Genomic DNA, 20,144 nt, shown 5'->3' on the forward strand with positions numbered 1-20,144 from the left:
CAAGATCTTGTCGGAAAACCGGTATCCACTTTTCCGGATCATGCGCCTTAAGCTGCGGTGCGCGGGCGGGTGTTGCGGAATTCGATGCGCTTCTGGGCCGCGCCGACCTCGACGATGCGCTTCACGAAGATGCCGGGCGTGTGGACGTGGTCGGGATTGAGTTCACCGGCGGGAACCAGATGCTCGACCTCGGCCACCGTGATCTTGGCGGCGGTCGCCATCATCGGGTTAAAGTTGCGCGCGGTCTTGCGGTAGATCAGGTTGCCGGCGGTATCACCCTTCCAGGCGTGCACGATGGCGAGGTCGGCGAACAGGCCGCGCTCCATCAGATACTTCTCGCCGTCGAACTCTTTCACTTCCTTGCCTTCGGCGATCAGCGTGCCGACGCCGGTCTTGGTGTAGAACGCCGGGATGCCGGCGCCGCCGGCGCGGATGCGCTCGGCCAGCGTGCCCTGCGGGTTGAATTCGAGTTCCAGCTCGCCGGCGAGGAATTGCTGGGCGAACAGCTTGTTCTCGCCGACATAGGACGAGATCATCTTCTTGATCTGGCGGGTTTCCAAGAGGCGGCTAAGCCCGATGCCGTCGACGCCGGCATTGTTCGAGACAACGGTCAGACCCTTCACGCCGGAGTCGCGGATCGCGTCCGACAGCGCCTCGGCGATGCCGCAGAGGCCGAAGCCGCCCGACATGATCATCATGTTGTCCTTGAGAACGCCCTCAAGAGCCGACTTGGCGTCAGGATAGACCTTGTTCATGCAAAAACCCTCGACTGAAGCTGCGGCCTGCAGGCGTCGCGCCCTTATTGGCGGCGATTATTAGGCGAAATCGTCCGAAGCCGTCAATGATACGGGGTTCTCCGCTCCCAGAGCCGGTGGTAGAAGCTGCCCACGCCGTGGGCAGACCCGTCCGCGGCCTTGAAAGCGACAAGAAAACCCATCAAGTTGCGGGGGTTGGGCGTGGGGCGTGCAGGTTTCCCGCTCCGCCCTTCTGGCTCCAGCGACCAACCCGATCAGGACATGCCATTGACCATGGCCCAAGGAATGAAGCGCCTCGGGACGCCGATCGCGGCGTTGCTCGGCGTCGCGCTGATCGCCCTGATCGCGACCTCCTGGCTCATCAACCGCGACGCTCTGCGCAAGGCCGTGGAAGCGCAGATTCGCGAGGTCACCGGGCTCGAGCTCAGCGTAGCCGGCAACATCGACATTTCCGTGCTGCCGGCGAGCTACATCTCGTTCCATGACGTCGGCCTGAAGGGCGGCGGCACCGCCGACCCCGCGCTCCATGTCGACGTACTCACCGCCAATCTCAGGCTCCTGCCGCTGCTGCTGCAACGGTTCGAGATCGCCGACCTGACGCTGCTGCGGCCACACATCCATGTCAACCTGAAGCCGGACGGCGAGAGCAACTGGACACCCTTTATCCAGACCATCGCACGGACGATGAAGCCCGGCGCCGACAGTCAGGTGTCGTTCTCCGAAATCAGGATCCAGGACGGCGTGCTCAATTACGAGGACGCCGCCACGAACGCCACCGAGAAGCTGGAGGACATCGACCTGTCGCTGGCCTGGCCCTCGATCTCGCGCTCCTTTGCCGCAACCGGGCAGTTCGACTGGCGCGGCGAGCGCGTCGACGGCTCGATCAGCTTTGCCGATTTCGTCGCGGCGCTTTCGGGCGACCGCTCGGGCCTGAAGGCGCGGATCGCCAGCGCACCGCTCAAGCTCGCCTTCGACGGCAGCGTCGCCAACCGCACCAGCCCGATGATGGAGGGCACGCTCACCATCGACAGCCCGTCCTTGCGCAACGCCCTGCGCTGGACCGGCCAGCCGCAACCCGGCAGCGGCGGCTTCGGCCGCTTCGCGCTGAAGGCGCGCGCCAATGTCGTCGGCGCTTCGATCGCGCTCACCAATGTCAATGTCGAGCTCGACGGCAACACCGCCGAAGGCGTCATGACCTACGCCAATAACGGCCGGCAGACACTGCAGGCGACGCTCGCCGCCGATGCACTCGACTTCACGCCTTATATCTCCACCTTCCGCCTGCTCGCGAGCGGCGCGCGCGACTGGAACAGGCAGCTGTTCGATCTCAACGGGCTTTCGAGCACCGACCTCGACATGCGCCTGTCGGCCGCCAAGCTGACTGTCGGCCCGACGAAGCTCGGCCGCACCGCGATCGGCGCGAACTTGCGCAACGGCACGCTGGCGCTCTCGGTCGGCGAGGCGCAGGTCTATGGCGGTATCGCCAAGGGCTCGTTCGGCATCTCGCGCTCCGACACGGTCGCCGACATCAAGGCGCAATTCCAGTTCATCGACGTCGACCTCCGGGCCTGCGCCTCCGAACTGTTCGGCCTCAACAAGCTGTCCGGCCGCGGCAATATCAATGTGTCGCTGCTTGCTTCCGGCTCGAGCCCGTTCGGCCTCGTGCAGTCGCTCGACGGCACTGCCACCGTGACCGGGCATGACGGCGCGATCGCGGGCTTCAACGCCGAGCAGCTTCTGAAGCGGCTGGAGCGCCGGCCGTTGTCCGGCGGCGGCAATTTCCGCAACGGCTCGACGCCCTTTGACAATCTCACCATCGCCGTGAAATTCGCCGACGGGATCGCCACCGCCGAGGACATCCGCATCGAGGGACCTTCGACGAAGATCACGCTGACCGGCACCGCATCGGTGCCGACGCGCGAATACGACATGAAGGGTGTGGCGAGCCTCAACACAACGTCCGGCTTTCAACTGCCGTTCATGGTGCAGGGCCCCTGGGACGATCCGCTGATCTTCCCCGATCCCGAGGCCCTGATCCGCCAGTCGCCTGCGGCGTCTCCTTTCCTCGATTTGCTGAAGCAGCGCATCACCGGCGGAAAGCGACAGCCGCCGGAGGGATCGCCGACCGCGGAGAACGCCAAAGAGAGCGCGAAATCCAACTGAGGACGGCGTCCGCCGATCGCGCGAATTGATCGGGGCGAATTGATGCGGCGTTCGCATCGATGCCCCGCGTTAAGCATCTCCTTTAGCCCGATACCCCTCGACCTAGGTCTGACAACATGCCGCTAGATCGGATAGCGGCCATGCGCTAGTGTTTTATCCGACCGGTTAAAACACCGGCGGCTTGAGGGAGAAAAACGTGAAATCCAAGGTTATTGGCGCAGTCACACTGGCGGTCGCTGCGGTCGGGCTGTTTGCAGCCGCTGCACCCGCGTTTGCCCAGCAGAAGACCATCACGGTCTGGTGGGTCAAGGGATTCTACCGATCCGAAGATGACTCGCTCATCGATACGATCAAGAAATTTGAAGCCAAGACCGGCATCAAGGTCGAATTGTCGCAGTATGCGATCCAGGATATGATTCCGAAGACGGTCGCGGCTCTTGATGCAGGTACCGTCCCCGACGTTGCCTATTCCGACAGCTATGACGTGCAGGTTCAGGGCAAGTGGGCCTACGAGGGCAAACTCGAGGATCTGTCCGATGTCATGGAGCCGATCAAGGATCGGTTCGTGCAGAATACGCTGGACGCGTCGATCCTCTACAACGACGTCACCAAGAAGAAGGCCTATTATGGCTTCCCGCTGAAGCAGCAGAGCATGCATGTCGAGATCTGGAACGACATGCTCGAGAAGGCAGGCTTCAAGGTCGCCGACATCCCGACCGACTGGGAAGGCTACTGGACGTTCTGGTGCGACAAGGTACAGTCGGCGATCCGCAAGGCCACCGGTCAGCGCATCTACGGCGTCGGCCAGCCGATGGGCGTGGAATCCACCGACGCCTTCCAATCCTTCTACACCTTCATGGACGCCTACCACGTCAAGCTGGTCGACGACGACGGCAAGCTGCTGGTCGACGACCCCAAGGTTCGCGAGAACCTGATCAAGGCGATGAAGGACTACACCGACACTTACATCAAGGGCTGCACCCCACCCTCCTCCACGACCTGGAAGGATCCGGACAACAACGTCGCCTTCCACAACAAGACGATCGTGATGACCCACAATTTCACGATCTCGATCGCCGCAAAGTGGTTCGAGGATTCGCAGAACCAGGCGCTCACCCAAGAGCAGCGCGACGCCGGCAAGAAGGCCTATGAGCAGGACATCATCACCGCGTCCTTCCCGAAGGCGCCGGACGGCTCGACCATCCGTTACCGCTCCGACGTCAAGACCGGGCTGATCTTTGCCGGCGCCAAGAACAAGGCCGAGGGCAAGCAGTTCATCAGCTTCCTGCTCCAGGAAGAGAACGTCCGCCCGTATATCGAAGGCGCGCTCGGCCGCTGGTTCCCGGTGACCAAGGAAAGCCAGGCCAGCCCGTTCTGGCAGGCCGACCGGCACCGCAAGGCGGTCTATACCCAGTTCACCGGCGGTACCGCGCCGTTCGACTTCACCAAGAACTGGAAGTTCACGATCCTCAACAACGAGAACATCTGGGCCAAGGCGATGAACCGGGTCGTCAGCGAGAAGGTCCCCGTCGACAAGGCCGTCGACGAGATGATCGTCCGCATCAAGCAGGTTGCAGGCTAACTGTATCCCTCCCTCTCCCCGTTCTTACGGGGAGAGGGTTGGGGTGAGGGGCTCTATCCACGAGCTATACTTGTGGTGAGTCCTGTACCCCCTCACCCGGATCGCCCGAAGGCGATCCGACCTCTCCCCGCAAGCGGGGAGAGGTGAAAGATTGAGAAGAGTCCAAAAAGAATGGCGATCACGCTCTCTGACGATCATGCGATCCCTTCACCGCCCTTGTCGCCGCGGCTGACCCCGGCGCAAGTCTGGGGCATCGTGCTGCTCGCACCCTATCTGCTCGTTTTTCTCGCCTTCGTCGTCTATCCCGTCTGCTACGGGCTGTGGCTGGCGCGAGCCCCGTCGAATTATGTCGCGCTCTATAACGACCCGATCTTCGCGCGCGCCGCGGTCAACACGCTGATCTTCCTGGTCATCGGCATCAACATCAAGATGCTGATCGCGCTGTTCCTGTCCGGCTTCTTCGCGCAGCAGCGCACCTGGATCAAATGGCTCTCGGTGATCTTCATCCTGCCCTGGGCGGTGCCGTCGATCCCGACCATCCTGTCGGTGCGCTTCATGTTCAATCCCGAATGGGGCGTGGTCAACCACCTCATTTTTTCTTTGACCGGCGATGACGGCCCGAACTGGCTGAACGACCCGACCGTGGCGCTGACCATGGCAATCGGCGTGCACATCTGGAAATCGCTGCCGTTCTGGACGCTGATCCTGATCACCGGCCGCCTTGCGATCGCACAGGACCTGTTCGAGGCCGCCGAGGTCGACGGCGCGAGCTGGTGGCAGAAATTCCGCTTCATCACCTGGCCGTCGATGCAGACGCTCTACATCACCTGCACGCTGCTCTCGATGATCTGGACGCTCGGCGATTTCAACAGCGTCTATCTGCTCACCGGCGGTGGCCCGGCCGACCTCACGCACGTGCTGTCGACGCTCGGCATTCGCTATCTCCGGCTCGACCAACTCTCGCTCGCGATGGCCTCCATCGTCTGCGCGATGCCGTTCGTCCTGCCGCTCGTGTACTTCATGATGAAACGGTTGTCGCGATGAAGCTTCCCTCTCTCCGTGACGTCGCGACGGAAGCGCGGCTGCTCCTGATCGGCATTCCCGTCTTCCTGTGGACGATGATCCCGATCTACCACATGTTCCTGTTCGCGATCTCCCCGAAGGAAGACGCGTTCTCGGGCAAGCTGTGGCCGGACCATCCGACGCTGCACAACTTCGAGATCGTGTTCAAGCAGCAGCATTATTTCCTGCGCGACTTCTACGCGCAGTTCTGGAATTCGACGCTGATCGCAGCGGCAGTCGGCGTGCTGACGCTGTTCATCGCGACCGCCGCGGCGTTCTCGATCTCGCGGCTAAAGGTGCCGGGCGGACGCATGGTGCTGAACCTCGCGCTGTTCACCTATTTCATTCCGGCAGCGTTCCTTGCGGTGCCGATGTACCGGACCATGGGCAATTACGGCCTGCTCAACAATCACTGGGCGCTGATCCTGGCGATGGTGACGATCGCCAGCCCCTACGCGATCTGGGTGCTGAAGCAGGCCTCCGACAAGCTGCCGGTCGAGCTGGACGAAGCCGCGGTGATGGACGGCGCGACGACGCTGCAGATCTTCCGCCTGGTCTATCTGCCGCTGATGATGCCCTCGCTGGTCGCGATCGGCACATATGCGGTGCTGCTCGCCTGGAACGAATATCTCTACGCGTTCCTGCTGCTCTCGAACGACCGCGAGATCACGCTCCCCGTCGCACTCGGCAACTTCCTCGCCGCCGACGACTCGCCCTGGGAGCTGCTGATGACCACCGGCTTCATCTACGCGCTGCCGCCGGCCGCGGTCTATTACGCCTTCCGCCGCTACATGGTGGGCGGGCTGACAGCGGGCGCCGTCAAGTCCTGAACATCGTCTGCGCGCTGCACCCGACGAAGGACCGCAGCGCGCAAGACGCCGTCAGGCCGCCTTGCGTACAGTCTGCAGAAACTCCGCGACAGCTTTCTTGAGCGCCCGCGCTTGATCCTGCAATGCCGAGGCCGCTGAGAGCGTGGCTTCGGCACCGGCGTCGGTCTCTCCAGCCACGGTACGAACCGCGCCGACCTGGTCGGTCACGGCCGCCGTGCCGTTCGCGGCCTGCTCGACATTGCGAGCGATCTCGCTGGTCGCGGCGCCCTGCTCCTCGACGGCGGAGGCAATCGTGGTCGCGATCTCCGTCATCTCGGCTATGGTTTTCCCGATCTGACCGATCGCGGCGACGGACTGTCCGGTCGAGCCCTGGATCTCGGCGACGAGGCCGGCGATCTCCTCAGTGGCGCGCGCGGTCTGGGTTGCGAGGCTCTTCACCTCGTTTGCGACCACCGCAAAACCCTTGCCTGCATCGCCGGCGCGCGCCGACTCGATCGTGGCATTGAGAGCCAGGAGATTGGTCTGGCTCGCGATCGCCTGGATCAGCTGAACCACCGTACCGATCCGCTCGGCGGAATCCGACAGCGCACGCATCAGCGCTTCGGTGCGGGACGCTTCTTCCTTGGCCTGGTCCGAGACCGATACCGAGCGCGCGACCTGGCTCGAAATCTCCTTGATCGAGGCGGCGAGTTGATGCGTCGCGGCCGCAACGGTCTGCACATTCGAGGACGCCTGAGCCGATGTCGCGGCGACCTGCTCGGCGAGCGAGCGGCCGCGCTCGGCGACGCGGGCGAGACTCTGGGCGCTATGCCCCATCTCCTCGGCACGGCTCGAAACGCCGCCAATAACGCCCTCCATGCCGCTATCGAAGCGATCGGCAAGCTGAGCCATCATCGATGCACGTTCTGTCTCGGCTGCGGCGCGCTGCGCGGCAGCGCCCTGCTCCATGCGCCGAACGGTCTGCGCGTTCTGGCGGAACACTTCGACCGCTTCAGCCATATGGCCAATTTCGTCGCCGCGCTCGCCGCCCGGGATCGCCTCATCGAGCTCGCCCTTCGCAAGGCTCTGCATGCGCAGGGTCATCTGGCCGATTGGCCGCGACACGCTGCGCCCGATCAGCCAGGCCAACAGTGCGCCCAAGGCGAGCGCGGATGCGGCAACGGTGAACACGAGATTGCGCGTCTGATCGACCGATTCCGCCGTCAACCGGCTCTGCTCGGTGCGCATCGCACCGAGTGCCTTGCTGATCTCGGCCGCCTTGGCGTCGATCGCACCGCTGGATTTGACGAGATCGGCTTGGGCCTTGCGCAGCTCGCCCATTGCGGCGGAAAGCTCCGTCAGCGTCGCCGATTGATCGGCCAGCACCTTCTTCAAGGCCGCAATCAGACTCTTCAGTCGCGGCGCCTCGACATCGGCGATCTCTGCCTCACTGTCGGCAATCGCGGCCAGCGCATAGCCGATCGTCAGCGAAACGTCGTCGGCATCGACCTGAGCCTGGGTGATGGTGAAACGCAGCATCGCGACGCGCATCGCATCCACCGTGCCGGCGAGACGCAGCGGCTGGAGCAGACGCTCAGCGTGGTTCGCGATTGTCACATTGATCGCACCGACGTCGAGGCCTGCCGAGGCACCGAGCGCCTCGCCCTTGGTGCTCGCAATGCGCAAACGATCGACGGCAGCGGCAACCGCCGTGAAGGATTTCCGATAGGTCCCGAGCGCATCCACCAGCGCGCCTCGGCCAGCGGCAATCGCCGGCAGGCGAGCGAATTGCTGGTCGACCTGATCAAAGGTCTGGCCAAAGCCGTCGATCGCCTTCATCGCGCTGTCGCGATCGCCGAGATTGCGCGTGCGGATGAATTTCTCGACGGTGACGTTGGACGAGAGCAGCGCGGCATGCACCCTTGCCATGCCGGCATCACCGTCGGCGCTGGTGACGAGTTCTCCGACGGTGCCACCGATCTCGGACAACCGCAGCACGGCGAGCAGGGCCAACACGCAGAGGAAACCCAGGACCAGCGCGAAGCCGCCGAAGATGCGTGGGCGGATGCCGATGCGCGACAGAAGCAATGTCAGGTTCATGATGTTTCCCGGAGAATTACGGCGTAGCCCGGATCCGGGCGAGCAGATCCTTGCCGAAGCGCTTCTCGAATTCCGGCTCCAATGGCTTCACGGCATCGATGAAGGGCTGGCGATCGACCTTCTCGATGATCTCCATGCCGCCCTTGCGCAGCTCCTCGAGCTTCTTCGTCTCGTCCGCGGCGCCGCTCTGCCAGGTCGCCTCCGCGCCGGCCTTGGCTGCGGCAATGATGGCGGCCTGGTCGGCGGGTTTGAGGCTCTGGAACACATCGCGATTGGCGACGAAGGCGATCGGGGCAAAGAAATGCCCGGTCAGGCTGGCATATTTCTGCACTTCCTCGAGATGGCTGGCGGCAATCGTAGCGACCGGGTTCTCCTGCCCGTCGATGCGGCCGTCCTTCAGCGCGGAATACACCAGCGTGAACTCCATCGGCACGACCTCGGCGCCCATCGCCTTGAAGGTCATCTGATAGACTTCGTTCGGCAGGACGCGGATCTTCAACCCCTGGAGATCGGCAGGCGAATGAATCGGTCGCTTCGAATTGGTGACATTGCGAAAGCCCTGCTTGCCGATCGCGAGCAGGACCAATCCCTTGTCGGCGAAATGCTTGGCGAACAGGGCACCAACCGGCCCATCCGCAACCGCCTTGGCTTGCGCGGCATCTCGGAACAGGAACGGAACGTCGAACACGCCGAATTCCGGAACGGCGGAGCTGACGACCGAGCCAGACAGCGTCGCCATGTCGACCACACCGCTGCGCATTGCGGCCAGGAGTGCCGTCTCGCTTCCCATGGCGTTGCCGGCGCGTTCATCGAGGATGATACGGCCCTGCGCGATCTCGGCGAGCTTGCGGCGAAATTCGTCCGAGCCAATCTGCTGCGGCGACTGTGGCGAGCCGTTGTACACCAGCGACACCATCTGCGTCGCGCCAGCCGACGGCCGAACGGCAAGACAAAACAATGCCAGCGCAGTGCTGGCCACACCAAAATAGAGTCGCTTCATCGCCCTCATCCCCAAGCGAGGCGACGATAGCGAGATAAGCTATATGAATTGTTAACTTAGATTCCAGGCGGTGCCCAAACACCACAAGTCAGCTCTCGGAACGGCCGCGGCGTATGGATCAGGATCTGATAGGCGAACGTCATGACGACCTCCGGATCACAGCGGCGCCGCGCTCTCGCCCTGCGAGCTCGACAGCTTTGAAGCGAGCGAGGCGATGATGATGACGACCCCGATCAGGGCGATCACCAGCGTGCAGATCGCATTGATCTCGGGCTTCACCCCCAGTCGCACCTCGGAATAGATCCGGATCGGCAGCGTCGCCGAGCCTGGCCCCGTGGTGAAGCTCGCAATCACGAGGTCGTCGAGCGAGAGGGTGAAGGCGAGCATCCATCCGGCGACGATCGCCGGCGCGATCAGCGGCAGTGTCACCGACAGAAAGGCGCGGACGGGAGCGCAGCCGAGGTCCATCGCCGCCTCCTCAAGCGACCGGTCGAGCGAGCCGAGGCGCGACTGCACGACGACGGCGACGAAGCACATCGTCAGCGTGGTATGTGCGATCGTTACCGTCCAGAAGCCGCGCTCGGCGTTCAGCGCCACGAACAGCAGCAGCAGCGACAGTCCCGTGATCACCTCCGGCATCACCAGCGGCGCATAGAGCATGCCGGAGAACAGGGTACGGCCGCGAAAGCGCTCGCCGCGCGCCAGCGCCACCGCGGCCAGCGTACCGATCAGCGTGGCGATGGTCGCGGACGCAACCGCGACCCGCAGGCTCATCCAGGACGCCTCGATCATGGCGCGGTCGCCGAAGAACTCGTAATACCAGCGCAGCGACCAGCCGCCCCACACCGTCACCAGCCGCGAGGCGTTGAAGGAATAGATGACGAGAATAAGGATCGGCAGATAGAGGAAGGTGAGGCCCAGCGCGAGCGAAGCGATGTTGAAGCGGGACAGACGGGAGACTTTGCGCATCTCACCGTTCCTCCAGCTGCCGCCGCTGCAGCCGCTCGTAGAGCAGAAGCGGCAGCAGCAGCACCACGAGCAGCACGATCGCCGCGCTCGAGGCAACCGGCCAATCCTTGTTGGTGAAGAATTCGAGCCACAGCGTCTGGCCGATCATCAGCGAGTTGGAGCCGGCGAGAAGATCCGGGATCACGAACTCGCCGACGATCGGGATGAAGCACAATAGTACGCCGGCGCCGACGCCCGGCAGCGACAGCGGGAAAGTCACCAGCCAGAACACCTGCCACGGCGGCGCGCCGAGATCACCGGCCGCCTCCTCCAGCGCCGGCTCCATCTTGGCGAGCGTGGCGTAGAGCGGCAGGATCATGAACGGCAGATAGGAATAGACGATGCCGATATACATCGCGGTGTCGGTGGACAGCCACACCACCGGCTGGCTAACCAGATGCAGCGCCAGCAGGATCTGATTGAGCAGGCCGTCATGCTGCAGGATGTTGATCCAGGCATAGATGCGGATCAGGAACGAGGTCCAGAACGGCACGATCACCAGCACCATCGCCACCGCCTGCCAGCGCTGCGGCAGCCGCGCCATGCCGTAGGCGATGGGATAGCCGATGAGCAGCAGCAACGCGGTCGCCGTCACCGCAACGGTGAGGCTGCGCAAATAGGCGAACACATAAAGGTCGTCTGAGGCGAGCAGCCTGAAATTGTCGAGTCCCAGCGCGGCAAAGCCCGCCCGGATCGCGGTCCACCCGGCCGTCAGGTCGAACACCGGCTCGTAAGGCGGCTGCGCGATCGCCGTCTGCGACAGGCTGATCTTCAGCACGAAGCCGAACGGCACCAGGAAGAACAGCACCATCCAGACATAGGGTGCGATCGCGGCAAAGCGCGCCGGTCGCGCGAAAATCCGGCGCGCGCTCATGACGACAGCACCACGCAATCATCCGGCGTGAACCAGGCGACGATTTGCTGGTTCAGGCTATAGGCATCGACATCGAGGCGCGCGCTGTTGGCGACGGACGCCTGCACGATGCCGCCGGTATCGAGCTTCACCTTGTAGGTGGTGGTGCCGCCGAGATAGCAGATGTCGGCGATCACGCCATCCAGCCGGTTGATCGCGTTTTCATGGCCGGCCTCGCTCACGGGACCGCGACGCGACAGCTTGACCTTCTCGGGGCGGATCGCGACCGAAAACCTGCTCTCGCCGACGGGCTGGCGCGGCTCGGCCACCACCAGCGTGCCCGCATCGCGCGTGCCAACGACCAGGCGATGACCGTCGCGCAATTTGGACTCGGCGTCGAACAGATTGATGTCGCCGACGAACTCCGCGATCCAGCGCGAGCGCGGCGCCTCGTAGAGCTCGCGGGGGCCAGCGACCTGGGCGAGCTTGCCGGCGTTCATCACGCCGATTCTATCAGCCATCGTCATCGCCTCTTCCTGGTCGTGGGTGACGATGATGAAGGTCATGCCGAGCCGGCGCTGCAGCTCCATCAGCTCGCCTTGCGTATTTTCGCGCAATTTCTTGTCGAGGGCCGCGAGCGGCTCGTCGAGCAGCAGAAGCTGCGGCCGACGCGCCAGCGCGCGGGCCAGTGCGACGCGCTGCCGCTGACCGCCGGAGAGCTGATCGGGCTTGCGCTTCTCCAGCCCGTCGAGCTTCACCAGCGCAACCATCTCCGCGACGCGCGTTGCGATGTCGGCACGTGCCATGCCGGCACGCTTGAGGCCAAAGGCGATGTTGTCACGGACCGAGAGATGCGGAAACAGCGCGTAGTTCTGGAACATCATGTTGATCGGGCGCTCGTGCGGCAGCGCCTGCGCGATATCCTTGCCGCCGAGCAGGATGCGTCCCTCGTTTGGCGCCTCGAAGCCCGCGAGCATGCGCAGCAGCGTGGTCTTGCCGCAGCCGCTCGGACCGAGCAACGCAAAGAACTCGCCCGCCTTGATATCAAGCGATACGCCGTCGACCGCACGAAAGGTCCCGAACGTCTTGGCCACGCCCTCGATGCGCAGCAGCGGCTCACCAGCGGCCGGATGCGCATCTCCAGCCGCATGGGCCGCGGCGTCCGTCCTGGGCAACTCGTCAGTCATGATCCCTGCCAACCCCAATGCCGCCGCACGCTAGCGGCGGATCGGCATTTGCTCAACCGGTTCGAGACGGATCGTTCCAAATGGGCCTTCATGCAAGGTCCCAAAAGGCGTATAGTCACGGACATGACCAAGTTGCTGGATCGGGCCCTGGAGATCGCGCGCAGTCTGCCTGCGGACGCACAGGACGACATTGCCCGGATCGTCCTGCAGCTTGCCGGCGCGGAAGCAGCCTCTCCCGTCATTCTCTCGGAGGATGAGCGATCGGCGATTGCCGCATCCAAGGAGGCCGCAGTACGAGGCGAATTCGCGACCGAGGCTCAGGTCCGGGCGACTTGGGCCAAACACGGCCTGTGAAGATTCGCTACACGCTTCCGGCGCTGGCCGATCTCGATTCTATCCTGACCTACATTTCGGCGTCGTCTCCGAAAGGAGCTGTGCGCGTCCAGAAGCGTATCCAGGACGTGATCAGCCTGCTGCTGACCCATCCCGAGATCGGCCTCCGGACCGACGATCCAGATGTCCGGAGGTTGACCACAACGCCCTACCCGTTTCTGGTCTTCTACGAGATTGGGAGTCAGGAAATCGTCATCCACGCCATCCGCCCTGGTGCCCGCGATCCCGGCGGGATGCCGGGAAAACGTGATTCCGCCTAGCTCACACCCGCCATGAACGCTGCCAGCGCGTCACGATCAGCCGCCGGCATGGTCAGGCCGAGCTTGGAACGGCGCCACAGGATGTCGTCCGGGAAGCGTGCCCATTCGCGGGTCATGAGATAGCGCACCTCGGCGCCGGTCAGGTCGGGACCGAAGGCCGGTCCCAGCTCGTCGCGCGTCTTCGCCTCGCCCAGCACGGCTGGCAATCGCGAGCCGTAGGCCGCAACCAGGCGCCGGGCCTGCGTCTCGCTGAGAAAGCGCCAGCGGTGGCGCGCGAGGTCGATCTCGGTCTCGAAACGATCCCAGGCGAAATCTCCGCCGGGCAATGCTGCGCCCGCGGTCCAGCGCGGCGACATCGGATAGAACGGCGTCAGGCGCGTCACTGCCCGCTCCGCGCGCAGCCGCGAGGTGGTGACGTCGCCACCGAACATCGTGAGCAGCGGCGCCTTGCGCCGGCGCGCGTGGAACAGCGTCGTGCCGTCGCGTGGCCGCGCGGACGCCGGCGTCAAATTGACGCCGGAGACCGTGCGCACCACGTCGGTCGGGGCGACGCGCTCGCGGAAATAGCGGCTCGCGGCCTCGCAGAGATAGCTGACATCGGCGCCTGACATCGCGACGATTGCGGGATCGCCGGTGAAATCATGCGTGACCGTGCCGACCAGCGTGAAATCACGCTCGAACGGGCCGGCAAAAATCAGCCGCCCGTCGCTGTTCTGGAACACGTAGACATTGTCGGACTCGAACAGTTTGGGCACGACGATCTGGCTCATCTGTGTGGCCGCCATCGCCGGCTGCGGCTGCCGCAGCACGGTCTCGGCAACCATCGACGTCCAGCCGCCGGTGGCATTGGCCAGCGCACGTGCCGTGATCACCCGGCGATGTCCGCGGTCGACCAGCGCGAGCCGCCAGATGTCGGTCCTGTCGGCGCGCACGCAACGCGCCCCGGTCCGGATCGCGGCGCCACGCTCGGCGGCATCCAGCGCTGTGAGCACCACCAGGCGCGAATCGTCGACGACGCAATCGGCATATTCGAACGCAATGCCGAACGGCCGTTTCAGCGCGTTGCCGACCGGATGATGCGTGATGTCGAGCGTGGTCGACCTGGGCAGGCCGCCGCGGTTCGTGAGGGCGTCATAAACATATAGTCCTGCACGCAGCAGCCATGGCGGACGTTCTTCCGAATGGGCGGGGATCACAAAGCTCATCGGCCGTACCAGATGCGGCGCGATCCGGAGCCAGGTCGTACGCTCGGCCAACGCCCGGCGCACCCGCCAGAAGCCACGCCGCTCCAGCACGGATAAATCGCCATGAATCAGCCGCGGTGTCGCCGATGACGCGGCGCCGGCGAGATCGCCCTGCTCGATCAGGATGACCCTTAAGCCCCGGCCGGCCGCATCACGCGCGAGGCTGACGCCGTTCAGGCCGCCACCGATGATCGCGAGGTCGTAATCCGCCATGAAGCCGTCGAGAGGGAGCGAGGTAAGTGCCCAACACCACTAGCCGGTCTTGAGCGCAAGCTCCATGGCCTCGACGCGTCCGACGAGGCCGGCATATTTCCCGATTGGCAGCGGCTTGCCGAGCAAATAGCCCTGCACGCCGTCACAGCCTTCCCTGGCGAGGAAAGCGAGCTGCTCGATGGTTTCGACGCCCTCGGCGATGATCGACATTTCGAGGCCGTGACCGAGGTCGATCACGGCGCGGACGATCGCAGCCGATTGCGGATTGCGACCGAGATTCATGATGAAGGCGCGGTCGATCTTGATCTTGTCGAACGGGAACGCCTGGAGATAGCTCAGCGAGGAATAGCCGCTGCCGAAATCGTCCATCGAGATGCGGACGCCCAGCGCCTTCAGCCGGCGCAGCAACGCCAGGCCGCGATCGAAGTCCTCGATCAGCACGCCCTCGGTGATTTCGAGCTCGAGCCGGCCGGGGGCAAGCCCGGTCTCGATCAGGATCGAATGGACGAGCCCGACCACGTCGCCGTGCATGAACTGCGCCGGCGACAGATTGACCGCGACCTGCAGCGGCTTCGGCCACGACGCCGCCTCGCGGCAGGCCTGCCGCAAGATCCATTCGCCCATCTCGACGATCAGGCCGCTTTCCTCCGCAATCGGGATGAATTCGGCCGGCGAGACCTGGCCGCGCACCGGATGCGCCCAGCGCGCCAGCGCCTCGAAGCCGATGATCTCGCTCTCGGCGACGCTGTTGCGCGCGATGCCTTGGGGTTGGAAAGCCAGCGACAGCTCGCCGTTTTTGATCGCCATCGACAGATCCTGGTGCAGCACGCGGCGGTCGCGGATCTGCTGGTCCATCTCGGGCTGGTAGAGGCTGATCGTTCCGCGCGATTTCTGCTTGGCGCGAAACAGGGCCGCGCCGGCATTGGCGAGCAGCGAAGCACCATCGGGGCCGTTGTGCGGGAAGATCGACATGCCGGTCGTGATACCGGCGCGGACTGCGCGGCCGTCGATGTGGAATTCGGGCGCAAGCGCCTCGCCGAGCTGCTGCGCCAGCGCGAGGCCCGCGTCGGGCTGCTTGCCGTCGATGATCAGGCCGAATTCGTCGCCGGAGAGGCGCGCCACCAGGCCGCCGCGCGCGGTGTCCTGCAGCCGCAGGGCCACCTCGATCAGCAGCTTGTCGCCAAGCGCATGGCCGAACACATCGTTGACTTCCTTGAGGCCGTCGAGATCGACGCACAGGACCGCAAATTCCTCGTCGGTCCCTTCGCAGGCCTCGATCATCTGGTTCAGCGCCTGAAGGAAGGCGGCGCGGTTCGGCAAATCCGTGAGGCCGTCATGATAGGCCATGTGCGCCATCCGCGACTCGGTCTGCCGGCGGTTGGTGACGTCCTCGTGGGTCTTGATCAGATATTGCGGCTCGCCGGCATCGTTGAGCACCGTGGCCCGCCGGGTCAGGAACAGGCGCAGGCCGTCCTTGGTGGAGATCGGATGCTCCTCGGTGATCATCCCGCGCTTCTTGATCGCGGCCTCGTCGCGCGCGATGATCAGCTTGGCTTCCTTGGCGTTGAAGATGTCGGAGGCGGTCAGGCCGGTCGCTTCCTCGCGCCTGCGGTTGAGGATCGTCTCGGCGCTGCGGTTGGCGAGCAGGTAGCGGCCATCCTTGACCTGCTCCACGATCAGCGCCACCGGAATATTGTCGACCACGAGCTCGAGGAACTTCTTGGTGTTCTCCAGCTCCACCGACAGCGATTGCCGATCGGTGATGTCCTCGAACACCACCAGCAGGAATTCCGGCTTGTTGCTCTCGTTGCGGACCACGATGCGGATCGAGGCCACCATGCGCCGGGCCTGGTCGCGCTGGACCTCAACCTCGAATTCGTTGCGATACTGTCCTTCAGGCGCCAGCAGCGCGGCCCGGTCGGTCGCCTCGATGCTCGCCGCCGATTTCGGGTCGAACAGCTCGCGCGCATTCTTGCCGACGACCTGATCGCGCGAAAAGCCCCAGAACCGCTCATAGGCACGGTTGGCGAAGATGTAGCGGCCGTCCTCGATGTTCTTCGCGGCCACGCAGGCCGGCACGTTGTCCAGCACCGTTTCCAGGAATTGCTTGGTCGAGGCGAGCTGCCGCGACAGCTTGCGCTGCTCGCTGACGTCGAGATGGGTCGCCACCGAGCCGCCGTTCGGCAGAACGAAATATTTAACCAGGATAGCGCGGCCATCCGGCAGTTCGGTGATCAGGCCGTTGGAGCTTGCCGCCTTCTCGTAGAAGTCGTCATCGGAGACGGCGAGGACGCCGCGCTGGCGCCGCAACTCGAGGATGTCGTAGCCGGTCATGCCGGTCCACAGGTCCGAGCGCGTCAGGCCGTAGATCTCGATATAGCGGTCGTTGCAGAAGATGATGCGCCGCTGCGCATCCGTCATCACCACGCCCTGGTTGAGATTGTTCATGGCGGAGGAGACGAAGGCGTTGCGCCGCAACTGCGAACGCTTGCTCCGGCGCAGCGCGGAATGGATCCACAGCGCGACGGCCGCGAGGAAGGCGCAGACGACAACGCCCCCAATCAGCGCTTCCCAGATCAAATTGGGGTCGAGATTGCCGAGATCGCTCGGCGGATTGAGGCTGTCGGCATAGGCACGCGAAGGCGCGACCGCGCTGGCCAGGCACACGACGGCCTGCACAGCAATCGGAAGCATGCTGCCTTCCTGCCAGTTCTTCTCAGCCATCAGCCACCCGCGATTTCAACTCCGGATTGTCTGGCTTCACGGGTTTGGATCGGGTAAACGCCTGTACGCCCAACAGAAAAATCTGACGCGAAATACGGCAATTGCCCTGACATGATAAATGCTTCCTTAATGGACAACGGCCGCGCGGCGCGTTTCCCAGGCAAACCGGCCCTCTCGGCAATTTCAACGGGACTTCTGCGCAACCATGGATAGGGTCGACTGCGTCGTCATCGGAGCCGGCGTGGTCGGGCTCGCGGTGGCCCGGAAGCTGGCCCAGGCCGGGCGCGAAGTGATCGTGCTCGAGGAAGCCGAGGCCATCGGCACCATCACCTCGTCACGCAACAGCGAGGTGATCCATGCCGGGATCTACTACCGCGCCGGAAGCTGGATGGCGCGCATGTGCGTCAGCGGCAAGCATGCGCTCTACCGCTATTGCGGCGAGCGCGGCATCCCGCACAAGAATTGCGGCAAGCTGATCGTCGCGACCAATGCAAAGGAGACCGAGAAGCTGCAATCGATCAAGGCGCATGCTGAGGCCAACGGCGTGCTCGACATGCAGTTGCTCTCGGGCGAAGCCGCGCGCGCGCTGGAGCCGGCGCTGGCCTGCGACGCCGCGCTGCTGTCGCCGTCGACCGGCATCATCGACAGCCATGCCTACATGCTCTCGCTGCGCGGCGAGGCCGAGGCAGCCGGCGCGGCCTTTGCGTTTCACACACCGCTGATCCGCGCCAAGGCGGACGCCGGAATGATCGAGATCGAAGCCGGCGGCGAAGCGCCGATGACGCTGCAATGCGGCCTGCTCGTCAACGCCGCCGGGCTTTCGGCGACGACCGTGGCACGCCACATCGAGGGCATGCCGATCGACCGGATTCCGCCGGCCTATCTCGCCAAGGGAAACTATTTCAGCTGCAACGCGCGCGCACCATTCTCGCACCTGATCTATCCGGTGCCCGAGCCCGGCGGACTCGGCGTGCATCTCACGCTGGACATGGCAGGACAGGCGCGCTTCGGCCCCGACGTCGAATGGATCGAGACGATCGACTATGAGGTCGATCCGTCACGCGCCGAACGCTTCTATCCTGCGATCCGCAAATACTGGCCGACGCTTCCCGATGGCGCGTTGATGCCGAGCTATTCGGGCATCCGCCCGAAGATCGTGCCGCCGGCCGTAGCGACGCAGGATTTCCTGATGCAGGGTCCGCGCGACCATGGCGTCGCGGGTCTGGTCAATCTGTTCGGCATCGAATCGCCGGGACTGACATCGTCGCTCGCGATCGCAGACCACGTCGCGGAGCTCGCAGAGATCTAACCACTGCGCAATGACGGTTGCGCGAGTTGCGTACCTACAGCAGGGATGAGCGCAAAGGCTCTCACCCCTGCCTGAAAGGATACGATCAAACTTTACGCTGTTACGGGGTTTACTAGTGAAGCGTGTCGCCGGTGTGCTTCAGACGCTCGATCTGGTCCTTGACCATCAACTTCCGGCGCTTCAACTCAACAATTTGCAGGTCGTCTGTTGAAAGGTGCACGAGAGCATCGTGCAATTCGTTTTCGAGAGTTTTGTGCTTCCGTTCCAATTCAACCAGATGTGCCTGAATTGTCATTCGAAACCTCCTCGGTAGGGGTGAACCTTGGATTCGATCCGGACGGGGAAGTGTACATCACCGATTCGATCTGTCGATGGGTATCCGTCGTCGCACCGTCATTTTTGAAAATTCATATGTAATGAACCGTGAGTAAGGAACCAATTGGTGAAAAATCCATGATATCAATGCGCTTGCGCAACGCCGCAGCGAATCGTTGAAATATCTTGCGAGGGAGCGGTAGGCGAAGGCCGCAGATCGCTTGCGATCACGCCGCGCAAGGACGATAATTTCCACAGGGCATCCACAGCCTTAATTTCAGCCTATCGGTTTTCGGCCACCGCAGACATGACCAATGAAGACGAGCGTGAGCTCGAAACCGAGCTCACCCGGTTGCAGCAGGAACACCGAGATCTCGATGCGGCGATCGATGCACTGCATCAATCGCCCGCCCCCGACCTATTGCGGTTACAGCGGTTGAAGAAACGCAAGCTGTTGTTGCGCGACCGTATCGCCTTCATCGAAGACCAGATCACGCCCGACATCATCGCCTGATCCGCGAGCAGTCGCGGATTGCCGCGCATGAATCCGCTTGACTCAAAAAGAACAAAAGAGGAACATAAATCTCGCCCCCGACGCCCAAGGAAACGTCCAAGGAAACGCCCAAGGACAACCCGCAAGGACACCGCAGATGTCAGCCCCGGCCCTTCTCGACAACAGCTATTATGAGCAAGCGTGCGATCAAGCGATCGCGATGTGTGACGGCAATCTGCGCAGCACCATCAAGGCGCTGATCATGGCCAACGAATATCTGGAAGCCGAACTGGAAGAGCTGCAGGCCGCGATTGCGGCCGGCTGCATTCCCGAGACCTCGCGCAGCTGGACGCGGGGCAAGAGCGGCGCCGCTTGAGTTCATCACCGGAGCAACGCCATGTCGGACGTCACCTACTACGTTGCAATGCCTTTTCTGATCGATGCCGACGGATCGCCTGTCGCGGGCGCCGCCGAAGAGTGCCAGAGCTCGACGGCTGCGCTGCGACGCGCCGAGGCCTTGTCGCGCGGTGCCGGCCATATCGGCGCGGTCGCGTTCAGCCGCAGCGGCGATCCCATGACCGGCGAATTCGGTGATGCCACGCTGCTGCGCAAATTCGGCAACGTGCCGGAAGACCTTGCAACGCTGTAAAGCGTTATTGTTTGAGCATGATCTT

General features: G+C 63.7%; 19 protein-coding genes. 10 read left to right on the plus strand and 9 right to left on the minus strand.

Translation table 11 applies throughout. The annotated features are described in order from the left end of the window. Positions 1–47 precede the first annotated feature (47 nt). Complete coding sequence (locus V1280_RS24180; protein ID WP_334529801.1) at positions 48–755, minus strand: CoA transferase subunit A; 708 nt, start codon at positions 753–755, stop codon at positions 48–50. Between the two features lie 273 nt (positions 756–1,028). Here V1280_RS24180 and V1280_RS24185 point away from each other — a divergent pair, with 273 nt between their 5' ends. The 4 genes from V1280_RS24185 (at position 1,029) to V1280_RS24200 (ending at position 6,392) form a co-directional block, all read left to right on the plus strand. Beyond that, a complete protein-coding gene (locus V1280_RS24185; RefSeq protein WP_334538401.1) occupies positions 1,029–2,918 on the plus strand; it encodes an AsmA family protein in 1,890 nt (629 codons plus the stop codon). 196 nt (positions 2,919–3,114) lie between these two features. Next, positions 3,115–4,500 carry an ABC transporter substrate-binding protein gene (locus V1280_RS24190; RefSeq protein WP_334529804.1) on the plus strand — a complete coding sequence of 462 codons (1,386 nt, stop codon included), beginning with the start codon at positions 3,115–3,117 and terminating at the stop codon, positions 4,498–4,500. A 171-nt stretch (positions 4,501–4,671) separates the two neighbouring features. Further along, a complete protein-coding gene (locus V1280_RS24195) occupies positions 4,672–5,544 on the plus strand; it encodes a carbohydrate ABC transporter permease (protein ID WP_148771954.1) in 873 nt (290 codons plus the stop codon). Further along, positions 5,541–6,392 carry a carbohydrate ABC transporter permease gene (locus V1280_RS24200; protein ID WP_334529808.1) on the plus strand — a complete coding sequence of 284 codons (852 nt, stop codon included), beginning with the start codon at positions 5,541–5,543 and terminating at the stop codon, positions 6,390–6,392. Before V1280_RS24195 ends, V1280_RS24200 begins: the two co-directional genes overlap by 4 nt. Before the next feature lie 51 nt (positions 6,393–6,443). On the opposite strand, the gene V1280_RS24205 is transcribed toward V1280_RS24200, so the two are convergent. The 5 genes from V1280_RS24205 to V1280_RS24225 form a co-directional block, all read right to left on the minus strand. Then, on the minus strand, positions 6,444–8,471 hold the full coding sequence (locus tag V1280_RS24205; protein WP_334529811.1) for a methyl-accepting chemotaxis protein: 2,028 nt from the start codon (positions 8,469–8,471) through the stop codon (positions 6,444–6,446). 16 nt (positions 8,472–8,487) lie between these two features. Beyond that, positions 8,488–9,471, minus strand: a complete 984-nt coding sequence (locus V1280_RS24210) for a TRAP transporter substrate-binding protein (RefSeq protein WP_442895155.1) — start codon at positions 9,469–9,471, stop codon at positions 8,488–8,490. Positions 9,472–9,627: 156 nt separating this feature from the next. Continuing rightward, positions 9,628–10,440 (minus strand): ABC transporter permease subunit, encoded by an 813-nt coding sequence (locus V1280_RS24215; RefSeq protein WP_334529814.1) that lies wholly within the window; start codon positions 10,438–10,440, stop codon positions 9,628–9,630. A gap of 1 nt (position 10,441) precedes the next feature. Then, the gene (locus tag V1280_RS24220) at positions 10,442–11,353 is read right to left on the minus strand and encodes an ABC transporter permease (RefSeq protein WP_334529817.1); all 912 of its coding nucleotides are present in this window, start codon (positions 11,351–11,353) and stop codon (positions 10,442–10,444) included. Beyond that, a complete protein-coding gene (locus V1280_RS24225; RefSeq protein ID WP_334529820.1) occupies positions 11,350–12,519 on the minus strand; it encodes an ABC transporter ATP-binding protein in 1,170 nt (389 codons plus the stop codon). The genes V1280_RS24220 and V1280_RS24225 overlap by 4 nt, the downstream gene beginning before the upstream one ends. Before the next feature lie 123 nt (positions 12,520–12,642). Between V1280_RS24225 and V1280_RS24230 the strand changes: the two genes are divergently transcribed. Both V1280_RS24230 and V1280_RS24235 read left to right on the plus strand, forming a co-directional pair. After that, the gene (locus tag V1280_RS24230) at positions 12,643–12,873 is read left to right on the plus strand and encodes a hypothetical protein (protein ID WP_334529823.1); all 231 of its coding nucleotides are present in this window, start codon (positions 12,643–12,645) and stop codon (positions 12,871–12,873) included. Next, positions 12,870–13,172 carry a type II toxin-antitoxin system RelE/ParE family toxin gene (locus V1280_RS24235; RefSeq protein WP_334529826.1) on the plus strand — a complete coding sequence of 101 codons (303 nt, stop codon included), beginning with the start codon at positions 12,870–12,872 and terminating at the stop codon, positions 13,170–13,172. Before V1280_RS24230 ends, V1280_RS24235 begins: the two co-directional genes overlap by 4 nt. Here V1280_RS24235 and V1280_RS24240 read toward each other — a convergent pair. Both V1280_RS24240 and V1280_RS24245 read right to left on the minus strand, forming a co-directional pair. After that, positions 13,169–14,629 carry a glycerol-3-phosphate dehydrogenase gene (locus V1280_RS24240; RefSeq protein ID WP_334529829.1) on the minus strand — a complete coding sequence of 487 codons (1,461 nt, stop codon included), beginning with the start codon at positions 14,627–14,629 and terminating at the stop codon, positions 13,169–13,171. The genes V1280_RS24235 and V1280_RS24240 overlap by 4 nt on opposite strands. Positions 14,630–14,668: 39 nt before the next feature. After that, positions 14,669–17,353 carry a sensor domain-containing protein gene (locus tag V1280_RS24245; protein WP_334529832.1) on the minus strand — a complete coding sequence of 895 codons (2,685 nt, stop codon included), beginning with the start codon at positions 17,351–17,353 and terminating at the stop codon, positions 14,669–14,671. Between the two features lie 205 nt (positions 17,354–17,558). Here V1280_RS24245 and V1280_RS24250 point away from each other — a divergent pair, with 205 nt between their 5' ends. Continuing rightward, entirely contained in the window at positions 17,559–18,662 is a 1,104-nt protein-coding gene (locus V1280_RS24250; protein WP_334529835.1) for an NAD(P)/FAD-dependent oxidoreductase, read from the plus strand. A gap of 112 nt (positions 18,663–18,774) precedes the next feature. Here the strand turns inward: V1280_RS24250 and V1280_RS24255 are convergent, their stop codons facing one another. Then, positions 18,775–18,957, minus strand: coding sequence for a YdcH family protein (locus V1280_RS24255; RefSeq protein WP_027532476.1), 183 nt, complete (start codon positions 18,955–18,957; stop codon positions 18,775–18,777). Positions 18,958–19,284: 327 nt separating this feature from the next. On the opposite strand from V1280_RS24255, the gene V1280_RS24260 reads away from it, so the two are divergent. From V1280_RS24260 to V1280_RS24270, 3 genes are all read left to right on the plus strand, one after another. After that, positions 19,285–19,491, plus strand: a complete 207-nt coding sequence (locus tag V1280_RS24260) for a YdcH family protein (RefSeq protein ID WP_148771963.1) — start codon at positions 19,285–19,287, stop codon at positions 19,489–19,491. Between the two features lie 136 nt (positions 19,492–19,627). Further along, positions 19,628–19,846: a hypothetical protein gene (locus tag V1280_RS24265; protein ID WP_334529846.1), complete on the plus strand. Its 219-nt coding sequence runs from the start codon at positions 19,628–19,630 to the stop codon at positions 19,844–19,846. A 21-nt stretch (positions 19,847–19,867) separates the two neighbouring features. Next, complete coding sequence (locus tag V1280_RS24270) at positions 19,868–20,119, plus strand: hypothetical protein (RefSeq protein WP_128918215.1); 252 nt, start codon at positions 19,868–19,870, stop codon at positions 20,117–20,119. Positions 20,120–20,144 lie beyond the last annotated feature (25 nt).

The sequence above is a fragment of the Bradyrhizobium sp. AZCC 2230 genome (assembly GCF_036924495.1).
Classification (GTDB): Bacteria; Pseudomonadota; Alphaproteobacteria; order Rhizobiales; family Xanthobacteraceae; genus Bradyrhizobium; species Bradyrhizobium rifense.

Coding starts and splice junctions, on each gene's coding strand:
- V1280_RS24180 (WP_334529801.1), bottom strand. CDS start 755: ATGAACAAGGTCTATCCTGACGCCAAGTCGGCTCTTGAGGGCGTTCTC.
- V1280_RS24185 (WP_334538401.1), top strand. CDS start 1,029: ATGGCCCAAGGAATGAAGCGCCTCGGGACGCCGATCGCGGCGTTGCTC.
- V1280_RS24195 (WP_148771954.1), top strand. CDS start 4,672: ATGGCGATCACGCTCTCTGACGATCATGCGATCCCTTCACCGCCCTTG.
- V1280_RS24200 (WP_334529808.1), top strand. CDS start 5,541: ATGAAGCTTCCCTCTCTCCGTGACGTCGCGACGGAAGCGCGGCTGCTC.
- V1280_RS24205 (WP_334529811.1), bottom strand. CDS start 8,471: ATGAACCTGACATTGCTTCTGTCGCGCATCGGCATCCGCCCACGCATC.
- V1280_RS24210 (WP_442895155.1), bottom strand. CDS start 9,471: ATGAAGCGACTCTATTTTGGTGTGGCCAGCACTGCGCTGGCATTGTTT.
- V1280_RS24215 (WP_334529814.1), bottom strand. CDS start 10,440: ATGCGCAAAGTCTCCCGTCTGTCCCGCTTCAACATCGCTTCGCTCGCG.
- V1280_RS24220 (WP_334529817.1), bottom strand. CDS start 11,353: ATGAGCGCGCGCCGGATTTTCGCGCGACCGGCGCGCTTTGCCGCGATC.
- V1280_RS24225 (WP_334529820.1), bottom strand. CDS start 12,519: ATGACTGACGAGTTGCCCAGGACGGACGCCGCGGCCCATGCGGCTGGA.
- V1280_RS24230 (WP_334529823.1), top strand. CDS start 12,643: ATGACCAAGTTGCTGGATCGGGCCCTGGAGATCGCGCGCAGTCTGCCT.
- V1280_RS24240 (WP_334529829.1), bottom strand. CDS start 14,629: ATGGCGGATTACGACCTCGCGATCATCGGTGGCGGCCTGAACGGCGTC.
- V1280_RS24245 (WP_334529832.1), bottom strand. CDS start 17,353: ATGGCTGAGAAGAACTGGCAGGAAGGCAGCATGCTTCCGATTGCTGTG.
- V1280_RS24250 (WP_334529835.1), top strand. CDS start 17,559: ATGGATAGGGTCGACTGCGTCGTCATCGGAGCCGGCGTGGTCGGGCTC.
- V1280_RS24255 (WP_027532476.1), bottom strand. CDS start 18,957: ATGACAATTCAGGCACATCTGGTTGAATTGGAACGGAAGCACAAAACT.
- V1280_RS24260 (WP_148771963.1), top strand. CDS start 19,285: ATGACCAATGAAGACGAGCGTGAGCTCGAAACCGAGCTCACCCGGTTG.
- V1280_RS24265 (WP_334529846.1), top strand. CDS start 19,628: ATGTCAGCCCCGGCCCTTCTCGACAACAGCTATTATGAGCAAGCGTGC.
- V1280_RS24270 (WP_128918215.1), top strand. CDS start 19,868: ATGTCGGACGTCACCTACTACGTTGCAATGCCTTTTCTGATCGATGCC.